The 9,525-nt window shown below is 66.7% G+C and carries 9 protein-coding genes; 4 read left to right on the top strand and 5 right to left on the bottom strand.

Features of this window, described 5'->3' with window-relative positions:
* From N5C25_RS19540 to N5C25_RS19525, 4 genes are all read right to left on the bottom strand, one after another.
* On the bottom strand, positions 1–500 hold a 500-nt coding region (locus N5C25_RS19540; RefSeq protein ID WP_279937699.1), incomplete at its 3' end, for an adenine phosphoribosyltransferase.
* Positions 501–1,116: 616 nt separating this feature from the next.
* The gene (locus N5C25_RS19535) at positions 1,117–2,682 is read right to left on the bottom strand and encodes a protein adenylyltransferase SelO family protein (protein WP_279937698.1); all 1,566 of its coding nucleotides are present in this window, start codon (positions 2,680–2,682) and stop codon (positions 1,117–1,119) included.
* 32 nt (positions 2,683–2,714) lie between these two features.
* Complete coding sequence (locus N5C25_RS19530; protein WP_058982782.1) at positions 2,715–3,404, bottom strand: glutathione S-transferase; 690 nt, start codon at positions 3,402–3,404, stop codon at positions 2,715–2,717.
* Positions 3,405–3,589: 185 nt separating this feature from the next.
* Positions 3,590–3,799 (bottom strand): cold-shock protein, encoded by a 210-nt coding sequence (locus N5C25_RS19525; protein WP_004153307.1) that lies wholly within the window; start codon positions 3,797–3,799, stop codon positions 3,590–3,592.
* 301 nt (positions 3,800–4,100) lie between these two features.
* Here N5C25_RS19525 and N5C25_RS19520 point away from each other — a divergent pair, with 301 nt between their 5' ends.
* Positions 4,101–4,589 (top strand): YaiI/YqxD family protein, encoded by a 489-nt coding sequence (locus tag N5C25_RS19520; protein ID WP_251103445.1) that lies wholly within the window; start codon positions 4,101–4,103, stop codon positions 4,587–4,589.
* 6 nt (positions 4,590–4,595) lie between these two features.
* On the opposite strand, the gene N5C25_RS19515 is transcribed toward N5C25_RS19520, so the two are convergent.
* Entirely contained in the window at positions 4,596–5,474 is an 879-nt protein-coding gene (locus tag N5C25_RS19515; protein ID WP_251103446.1) for a pseudouridine synthase, read from the bottom strand.
* A gap of 126 nt (positions 5,475–5,600) precedes the next feature.
* Between N5C25_RS19515 and N5C25_RS19510 the strand changes: the two genes are divergently transcribed.
* The 3 genes from N5C25_RS19510 to N5C25_RS19500 all read left to right on the top strand — a co-directional run bounded on the left by N5C25_RS19510 (position 5,601) and on the right by N5C25_RS19500 (position 9,491).
* Positions 5,601–6,149 (top strand): YaeQ family protein, encoded by a 549-nt coding sequence (locus N5C25_RS19510; protein ID WP_058981770.1) that lies wholly within the window; start codon positions 5,601–5,603, stop codon positions 6,147–6,149.
* Complete coding sequence (locus N5C25_RS19505) at positions 6,146–7,330, top strand: NAD(P)/FAD-dependent oxidoreductase (protein ID WP_251103447.1); 1,185 nt, start codon at positions 6,146–6,148, stop codon at positions 7,328–7,330. The genes N5C25_RS19510 and N5C25_RS19505 overlap by 4 nt, the downstream gene beginning before the upstream one ends.
* A 91-nt stretch (positions 7,331–7,421) precedes the next feature.
* Entirely contained in the window at positions 7,422–9,491 is a 2,070-nt protein-coding gene (locus N5C25_RS19500) for an EAL domain-containing protein (protein ID WP_058981773.1), read from the top strand.
* The last annotated feature ends 34 nt before the right edge of the window (positions 9,492–9,525 follow it).

The following is a 9,525-nucleotide window of genomic DNA, read 5'->3' as shown; positions in this document are numbered from 1 at the left end:
TCCCAGCGCGCGCGGCCGCCGAGTCCGTCCAGTTCGACCAACACGCCGGCACCCACCACCTCGACACCCAGGCGGCGCACCAGCGACAAGGCAGCGACCAGCGTACCGCCGGTGGCCAGCACGTCATCGATGATTGCTACGCGGGCACCGGCCGGCAGTGCATCGGCATGCACCTCGATGCAGTCGCTGCGGTATTCGAGCGTGTATTCCTCGCGCAGCACCTGGCCCGGCAGCTTGCCCGGCTTGCGCACCGGCACGAAGCCCACCCCCAGTTCCAGCGCCATCGCGGCGCCGAGGATGAAGCCGCGCGATTCGATGCCCACCACGGCATCCAGCTTCTGGTCGCGCCAGCGGTCGGCCATCGCGGTGATCGCGCCGTGGAAATCCCCGCCGTGGGCGAGCAGCGGCATGATGTCCTTGAACAGGATGCCGGGCTTGGGGAAGTCGGCGATGTCGCGCAGGCGGGAGGCCCACTGCGGAGCGACGAGGGCGTCGGTCATGTCACATTGACTATCTGATGGCGGCATAGGGTACCTGTTCTGGGCGCCGGCTGTCTGTCGGGGGTGTCGGCGGGCTGCGCCCGGCACCTGCGGTAGTGCCGGCCGCTGGCCGGCAACCTCAACAGCAACAGCAACAGCGTGCATTCCGTGGGATGGCGGGGTGGGTCCGGTTGCGGGGGGCGCTGCAAGTACGTCCATGTAAGCTCGGTCGCCGCATCCATGCGGCTCACGCCCCCGCAACCGGACCCACCCCGCCTTCGACAGTTTCCTGCAATCTGTCGTAGATCCACGCCATGCGTGGATGAATCTCTATCGAAATCGAATATTTCGAGAATTGAACGAAGAGCATCCACGCGTGGCGTGGATCTACCGTGTCGACCAAGGTCGACACCTACCCACAGCAGCGGGAATCTGTCGGAGGTGGGGCGGTGTGGGGCTGCAGGACCGTTGGCGCCATGGATGGCGTCATCGAGCCCCCAAGGATGGGTTTACGGCGTGTCCTGCAGCCCCACACCGCCCCGCCAGACCATCGACAATCCAGAGCCGCTTTGGCTTTGGCCGTTGCTTGCGCGGTGGCCTCTGCAGGTGCAGGGCGCAGCCCTGCCGAAACCCACCCTCAGGAACTGCAGGACAGCATCGAGCAGCCGGCGCGGTTGTCGGCCCACGCCGGCCGCTTGCCGGCATAGTGCTCCAGGCCGGCGCGCTCGGTATACGGATCGCGCAGCACGTCCTGCAGAGCGTGAACACCGCCGAGATCGCCCTGCTCGGCGCGATCGATGGCCTCCTGGGCCAGCCAGTTGCGCAGCACGTACAGCGGATTGGCCGCGGCCATTTTTGCCGTGCGCTCGCTGGCCGACAGCGGATCCACGCGCAGCCGCGCCGCGTAGTCCTGCAACCACTGCTGCAGCGGTGCCTGCACCGACTGCTGGCGCGCCTCGTCGTAGTACACCGCGTCCAGCATGCCCACTTCGGGCGACGTTGGATCAACGCGCATCAGCGCGCGCCAGGCCAGCGTCATGTCCATGCTGCCGTCCTGCATCAGCTGCTGCCAGCGCAGGTAGAGCTGCAGGTCCTCATCATCCGCCGCTGCCAGGCCGAGCTTGGCCGCTGCATCGCGACGGGTGCAGGCAACGAACGTGGACTGGTACGCCGCCAGTCCCGCTTGCAACGGTTCGACATCGGCAAACAATGGCGACAACGCCTGCGCCAGTCGGCTCAGGTTCCAGTACGCCACCTGCGGTTGGATGCCGAAACGATAGCGCCGGCCTTGGGCATCGGTGGTGTTCGGCGTCCAGTCCGGATCGAAGTCCTCGACCCATCCATAGGGACCGTAATCCAGCGTCAGGCCTAGCACGGACAGGTTGTCGGTGTTCATCACGCCATGCACGAAGCCGACGCGCATCCAGTGCGCGATCATCTCGGCAGTGCGCACCGCGATCTGCGCGAACCAGTCACCGTACAGCGCCTCGCCCTGCCCTTCGAGCTCCGGAAAGTCGCGGGCGATGCACGCGTCGACCAGCTGCCGCAACAAGCCAGTTTCACCACGCGAGGCCGGCAGTTCGAATGAGCCGAAGCGCAGGAACGACGGCGATACACGGCACACGATGGCGCCGGGTTCGGCGCGGGGATGACCGTCGTAGAACATGTCACGCACCACGTCTTCGCCGGTGCCGACCAGCGACAACGCGCGCGTGGTCGGCACGCCCAGGTGATGCATCGCCTCGCTGCACAGGAATTCGCGGATGGACGAGCGCAGCACCGCGCGGCCATCGGCGCCCCGCGAATACGGGGTGGGGCCGGCACCCTTCAGCTGCAGCTCCCAATGACAGCCATCGGGTGCGACCAGTTCGCCCAGCGAGATCGCGCGGCCATCACCCAGCTGCCCCGCCCAGTGGCCGAACTGATGCCCGCCATAATTGGCCGCCCACGGCTGCATGCCGGGGTACAGCGCATTGCCACCGAACACATCGGCGAAGCCATCGCTCTCCACTTCATCGGCATCGAAGCCGAGCATCGCGGCCACCTCCGGCGACCAGGCCAACAGCGTGGGCGCCGCCACGGGCGTCGGCATCACCGGCGACCAGGCGGCGCCCAGCACTTCACGCCTGCGCGGGCCAGATTCGGCGTCACCCGGCAGGGCATGCAGCAGTCGGTTGTCGAAACGGGGGCTGTCGTTATCCATGGTGTTGAAGATGGGGGCGACGGCCGACGGCCTCAATTGGCGCTCAGCGCCTGCAGATGTCCACCGTGGGCCTCGGCGCGCTGGTAGGCCGGGCGCTCGCCAATGCGCTTGAGGAAGCCGCGCAGCGCCGGCTTGTCGTCGAGGCCACCGCCGCGCGCGGCCGCAGCCTGGATCGGAAAGCTCATCTGGATGTCGGCTGCGCTGAACCGATCACCCGCGAACCAAGGGCTTTCGGCCAAGCGGCGCTCCATCCAGTCCAGGTGCAGGCGCCGCTGCGGACCAATGAAGCCGCGCTCGGCCTTGTCGGCGATGCTGCGCGCGATCGGGCGGGCGAAGAACGGCATCGGCGCGTTGCGGATGCGGCCCATCACCAGGGTCAACAGCAGCGGCGGCATCGCCGAGCCTTCCGCGTAGTGCAGCCAGTAGCGATAAGCGATGCGTTCGGCCCCGTCGGCCGGTATCGGTGACGGCGACAGCTGGCGTTGGGTGTCATAGCGATCCGCGAGGTAGTCGAGGATGGCACCGGACTCGGCCAGTACCAGCTCGCCATCCTGCAGGACCGGCGACTTGCCCAGCGGATGCACGTTGCGCAGCTCGGGCGGTGCCAGCAGCGTCTTCGGATCGCGGGGATAACGGCGCAGTTCGTAGTCCAGCCCCAGCTCCTCCAGCATCCACAGCACGCGCAGGGAACGGGAGTTTTCCAGGTGATGGACGATGCGCATGGGGATGATCCTTGGGGAGGCCCGCATCGTACCGCGCGCAGTGCATGCCCGATGTAGAGTCGAGCCATGCTCGACTGTCTTTGGAAAGCAGTCGAGCATGGCTCGACGCTACAGAACAGCAGGCAACAAAAAACGCCGGAAGCTTTCGCTTCCGGCGTTCTGGCTACCAAACGGCAGCAGACGGATTAGACCGCCTGCACCTGGTCAGCCTGCATACCCTTCTGACCCTGGACGGCGATGAAGGTAACCTTCTGGCCTTCCTGCAGGGTCTTGAAGCCGGTGCCCTGGATGGCACGGAAGTGCACAAACAGGTCCGGGCCGCTTTCCGGGGTGATGAAGCCGAAGCCCTTGGCGTCGTTGAACCACTTGACGGTGCCGGTCTGACGATCAGACATTTGACTAACTCCTGAAACACATGTTGAAAAAATCGCAGCCACCGGGTATCGGGGCCGAGACTGAGTTGCAGGCGTTGGTAAAGCGGATCGATGAGCGGATCGTGAGATCAACTGCACCAGGCCACGATTCACGGTGACCCTAGCAAACACAGTGGGACCAACGATACGCGTGTTTTCTGCAAAAAGCGATAGCCGGGGCGTTCATGGGCTGGCCCCGCCCGCTAGACGTGGCAAGGGTTGGCAGCCGGTCGAGGCTAACCCTGAGTCCCCATTCAGGATTTTCCTACCCTACACTGGGTAAATGACTGAAGCTGAAACCCAAGCTGAACCCGCCCTCCCCCGCATCTGGGTGGACGCGGACGCCTGCCCCACCGTCATTCGCGACATCCTGTTCCGGGCCGCTGAACGGGTCGGGATCGAACTGACCCTGGTTGCCAACCAGTGGATCCGCACCCCGCCCTCACGCTGGCTGCGTTCGATCCAGGTGCCCCAGGGCTTGGACGTGGCCGACAGCGCCATCGTCGAACGGGTCGCTGCCGGAGACCTGGTCGTCACCCAGGACATCCCGCTGGCTGCGCTGGTGCTGGAGAAGAAGGCCGTGGCGCTGAACCCACGCGGCCAGCTGTACACGCCGAACAACATGGCCGAGCGGCTGTCGATGCGCAATTTCATGGAAGAGCTGCGTGGCGCCGGGGTGCAGACCGGCGGCCCGCCGCCACTGGGACCGCGCGACCGGCAGCTGTTCGCGGCCGAGCTGGACCGCTGGCTGGCGCGGCGCCCGCTCCGCTGAACAGCCCTACCCGCCTTGCTCCGGCAGGTAAAGACGACGCCGGCTGCTGAACCGCCGCGGTTCGCCGCTCAGTGGGTCATCGAAGGCCAGCCCCTGCGCCAGCAGCTGAAGGGGCGACTCGACCGTTTCATCCGGGCGCGGCCTCATCAGCGGATACAGGTCATCGCCCTCGATGGGTGCGCCCAGCATTGCCATATGCACGCGCAGCTGATGCTTGCGACCGGTTTCCGGCTTCAGCCGGTAGCGCCAGACCGACCCTTCGGCCTCGATCGGCTCGATCAGGCTGCGCGCATTTGGCTCGCCCGGCACTTCGACCATGCGGAAGAACGGCTCCCCCGGCACCAGACGGCTGTCCCGCTGCAACGGAAACGCCAGCCCGGGCAGCGCCGGTGCCAGCGCCTCATAGGTCTTCTCGATGCGCCGCTCGCGGAACAGCCGCTGATAGGCATCGCGCGTGGCCGCCTGGGTCGAGAACAGCACCAGGCCGGCGGTCAGCCGGTCCAGGCGGTGCAACGGCGCCAGTTCGGTGTTGCCGGTGCGTGCGACCAGGCGCGACAGCAGGGTTTCGCACACATACCCACCGGCCGGCGTTACCGGCAGGAAGTGCGGCTTGTCGGCCACCAGCAGGTGCGCATCCAGATGCAGGATGGTCTCGGCGAAGGGAATCACCGGCTCGTCGGCGACCTCGCGGAAGTACTGGATTTCCAGCCCCACCTGCCAAGGCATGTCCGGCGCCAGTGCCTTGCCCTGCGCATCCTGCACACGGCCCCGGGCGAAGCGGTCCTGCCATTGCGCACGGTCGATGCGCGGGAAGCGCGCGCACAGGCCATCGAGCAGGCTGGGCCAGTGGCCGGGGGGCAGCTGCAGGTGGCTGGGCAGGGTCATGGCGTCCATTCCGGCCACGGGAAAGAGCGCCAAGAGTGCCACCGTTGACGCTGCGCAGACAGCCCGGCAACGGACACCCTTGGAGCAAACCTCTATCATTGACGTCTTTAGTCCCACGGATCCCCCATGGCTCTTACCGCCACCATCCGCAAGGCCGAACTGCAGATCAGCGACATGGATCGCGGCTACTACGCGACCCACAACCTGACCCTGGCCCAGCACCCGTCCGAGACCGACGAACGATTGATGGTGCGCCTGCTCGCCTTCGCGCTGAACGCCGGCGACCGCCTGGAATTCGGCCGCGGCCTCAGTACCGACGATGAGCCGGACCTGTGGGAACACGACTACACCGGCGACATCCTGCAATGGATCGACTTGGGCCATCCCGACGAATCCCGCATCCGCAAGGCCAGCAACCGCAGCCGACAGGTGCAGGTGGTCAATTACGGCGGCAACGCCTCGGAGATCTGGTGGGGCAAGCAGGGCAAGGGCCTGGCGCGCTTCGACAACCTGTCGGTGGTTGACCTCGATGGTGCCTTCGTCGAACTGTGGGGCCAGCAGATCCAGCGCGCGATGCGCTGGAGCGTGCTGATCCAAGACGGTGAAGTGCAGCTGCTCAACGATCAGATGCAGCTCGACGTGATCCCGAACTGGCGCAAGCGCGCCAAGGCATGAGCACGATCCGCTGCGACGTGGTGGTCATCGGCGCCGGCGCGGCCGGGCTGATGACCGCGATCACGGCTGGCCAGCGCGGCCGCCAGGTGCAGGTGATCGACCATGCCAACAAGGTCGGCAAGAAGATCCTGATGTCCGGCGGTGGCCGCTGCAACTTCACCAACACCGGCACCACTCCAGCCAACTTCCTGTCGGCCAACCCGCACTTCTGCAAGTCGGCGCTGGCACGCTACACGCCCTGGCACTTCATCGAGCTGGTCAACAAGCACGGCATCGCCTATCACGAAAAGGAGCTGGGCCAGCTGTTCTGCGACATCTCGTCCAAGCAGATCGTGAAGATGCTGGTGGACGAATGCCAGGCGGCCGGTGCCCAGATCCGCACCGAATGCAGCGTGCAGCGCATCGAGCACGGCAGCGACGGGTTCCGCGTGCACACCAGGCAGGGCCTGTTCCACTGCGCCTCGCTGGTGGTTGCCACCGGCGGCCTGTCGATTCCGAGCATGGGCGCCACCGGCTTTGGCTACGAGATTGCCCGCCAGTTCGGCCACCAGGTGTTGCCGACCCGGGCCGGGCTGGTGCCGCTGACACTCAGCGGCAAGCACCAGGAACGGCTGGCCGATCTGAGTGGTGTCGCCCTGCCGATCGAGGCGCGCTGCAACGGCAAGCGCTTCCAGAACTTCATGCTTCTGACCCATCGCGGCGTGAGTGGCCCGGCGATCCTGCAGATCTCCTCGTTCTGGCAGCCCGGCGATGCGCTGGAGCTGGACCTGTTGCCGGGCCAGGATGCGGGCGAGTGGCTGCGCCAGATGAAGCGCGAGCGGCCCGCCGCCGAGCTGCGCACCGTGCTGGGCGACGTGATGCCTAAGCGGCTGGCGCAGCGCCTGTGCGAGCACTGGCTGCCGGACCGCCCGGTGCGCCAGCTGGACGAGCCGGTGCTGCGCCAGGCTGCGCAGCTGCTGGGCGCGTTCCCGCTGGTGGCCAGCGGCACCGAAGGCTACCGCACTGCCGAGGTCACCCTGGGCGGCGTGGACACGGCCGAAGTGTCATCCTCGACCCTGGAGTCCAAGCGCATACCCGGCCTGCACTTCGTTGGCGAGGTGCTGGATGTGACCGGCTGGCTGGGCGGCTACAACTTCCAGTGGGCCTGGGCCAGCGGCCACGCGGCCGGTGGCGTGGTGTGAACCACATCGCCGTTCGATGCGCGCAAGGGGTGCGCGCATGGACGGTTCGGCGCGCATCGTGTATCTAGATTTGCAGATTGGGGAGCAGTGCATGCAGAACGCGAACGACATCACCATCCGCCTGCTGATCGTCGATGACAGCGGCGAGAATGCCGAAGCCATCGTCAGCACCCTGCGCAACAGCGGCATCGCGGTGCGTCCGTGGCGCCCGCAGGATGCTGCCGAGCTGGCCCAGGTGCTGGCCAGCCAGGCCATCGACCTGGTGCTGGCCTCGCCTTCGCAGGGCATTCCGCTGCCGCTGGTGGCCCAGCATATTGCCGCCAGCGGCAAGGATATTCCGCTGGTACTGCTGGCCGAGCGCATCGACGAAGACGAACTGGTACAGGCCAGCAGCCATGGCATCCGTGCCCTCGCCCTGCGCCAGCGTTCCGAGCACCTGCTGGCCGTGGTCCGTGACCAGTGGGTGGACCTGCAGGCACGGCGTGGCCTGCGCCGCATCGAGGCGCAGATGCGTGAGACCGAGCGCCGCTGCGATGCGCTGATTGCCTCCTCGCGCGATCCCATCGCCTACGTGCATGAAGGCATGCACATCCGTGCCAACGACGCTTACCTGGAGATGTTCGGTTACGAGCATTTCGACGATATCGAAGGCATCTCGCTGCTGGACATGGTTGCCGCGCAGCACGTGGAAGGCTTCAAGCAGCTGCTGAAGGGCCTCAGCCGCGGCGAAGCGCCGCCGCCGCAGTACCAGCTCGACGCGCGCCACCAGGATGGCAGTGCGTTCCCGGCGACGATGGAATTCACCGCCGCCACCTACGAGGGCGAATCCTGCCTGCAGGTGGTGCTCCGCCGCCGCATGGAGTTCGATCCCGAGTTGGCACGCGAGGTCGAGGACCTGCGCCAGCGTGACCAGGTGACCGGCCTGCTCAACCGACCGACCTTCATGCTGCAGTTGGAAAGTGCAGTGGCCCAGGCCGGGCGCAGCGAGGGCCAGTTCGGACTGCTGCTGATCGAGCCGGACCACTATGCGCGCCTGCTGCCGGACATCGGCCTGGCCTCGGCCGACACGCTGATCGGCGCCCTCGCCGGCCTGCTGGCCGAAGTAGTTGGCGCGGACGCGCAACTGGCCCGCTTCGGCGAACACAATTTCGCCGTGTTGCAGGCCGGGCCCTACGCGCAGACCGTGGCGCTGGCCGAGCGCATCCGCGAAGCCTACGCCGCACACGTCTTCAGCATCGGTGCGCGTTCGGCCACGGTAACGGTCAGCATCGGTGGCGTGCAGGTGGGCGAGAAGATCGCCAGCATCGGCCAGGTGCTGGCACGCGCGAGCGAATGCACGCAGGCCGCCGCCGAACTGGGCAACACCTGCCGCATCTTCGACCCGGCCGCCGCCGACCGGGTCGAGGAAGAGCGCGTGCTGCGCTGGGTCGCCCGCATCCGCGAGGCGCTGGCTGGCGACGGCTTCCAGCTGCACTACCAGCCGGTGCTGAACCTGCAGGGCGAGCCACTGGAGCTTTACGAGGCCTACCTGCGCCTGGAACACAATGGCGAACTGCTGAGCCCAACCGCGTTCCTGGGCATCGCCGAAGAACACGGGCTGCTGGCCGACATCAACCGCTGGGTGGTCTCGCAGGCGATCGCGGTGCTGGGTGAACGCGCGCGTGCGGGTCATGCCACCCAGGTGCTGGTGAAGGTCACGCCGGAATCGTTCGATGACCCGCAGATGATCGCCACCCTGCGCCGCGAGCTGCAGGCGCAGGGTGTACCCGGCGAACGGCTGTGGCTGCATGCGCCGGAAGCCAAGGTGTTCACCCACCTGCGCAGTGCGCAGCAGTTCCTTGCTGAAGTGGCGCCCCTGGCCTGCCGCATCGGCCTGGAACAGTTCGGTTCCGGACTGGATTCGTTCCAGCTGCTCGCCCACTTCCAGCCGCAATTCCTCAAGCTGGACCGCGGTTTCACCAGCGATCTGGCGGCCACCCGCGAGAACATCGATCGCATCAGCCAGATCACCGCACGCGCGCAGGAGGCCGGTATCCGCACCATCGCCGAGTTCGTCAGCGACGCCAATTCGATGACCCTGCTGTTCAGTGCCGGCGTGGATTACGTGCAGGGCGATTTCGTCGGCCCGGCGTTGCCGGAGATGGGGTTCGAGTTTGGGTGATGCCTCTCTGTAGAGCCGAGCCATGCTCGGCTGC

It is taken from the genome of Stenotrophomonas sp. GD03958 (assembly GCF_029839005.1).
GTDB classification, from domain to species: domain Bacteria; phylum Pseudomonadota; class Gammaproteobacteria; order Xanthomonadales; family Xanthomonadaceae; genus Stenotrophomonas; species Stenotrophomonas hibiscicola.
Note: the sequence above shows the minus strand (reverse complement) of the source record. Positions and strands in the feature narration are given on the sequence as shown.

What these genes read in the sequence shown, in the direction of transcription:
- N5C25_RS19530 (WP_058982782.1), bottom strand. Translation starts at nt 3,404, where the DNA reads ATGCGCATCGTCCATCACCTGGAAAACTCCCGTTCCCTGCGCGTGCTG.
- N5C25_RS19500 (WP_058981773.1), top strand. Translation starts at nt 7,422, where the DNA reads ATGCAGAACGCGAACGACATCACCATCCGCCTGCTGATCGTCGATGAC.
- N5C25_RS19510 (WP_058981770.1), top strand. Translation starts at nt 5,601, where the DNA reads ATGGCTCTTACCGCCACCATCCGCAAGGCCGAACTGCAGATCAGCGAC.
- N5C25_RS19515 (WP_251103446.1), bottom strand. Translation starts at nt 5,474, where the DNA reads ATGACCCTGCCCAGCCACCTGCAGCTGCCCCCCGGCCACTGGCCCAGC.
- N5C25_RS19535 (WP_279937698.1), bottom strand. Translation starts at nt 2,682, where the DNA reads ATGGATAACGACAGCCCCCGTTTCGACAACCGACTGCTGCATGCCCTG.
- N5C25_RS19520 (WP_251103445.1), top strand. Translation starts at nt 4,101, where the DNA reads ATGACTGAAGCTGAAACCCAAGCTGAACCCGCCCTCCCCCGCATCTGG.
- N5C25_RS19525 (WP_004153307.1), bottom strand. Translation starts at nt 3,799, where the DNA reads ATGTCTGATCGTCAGACCGGCACCGTCAAGTGGTTCAACGACGCCAAG.
- N5C25_RS19505 (WP_251103447.1), top strand. Translation starts at nt 6,146, where the DNA reads ATGAGCACGATCCGCTGCGACGTGGTGGTCATCGGCGCCGGCGCGGCC.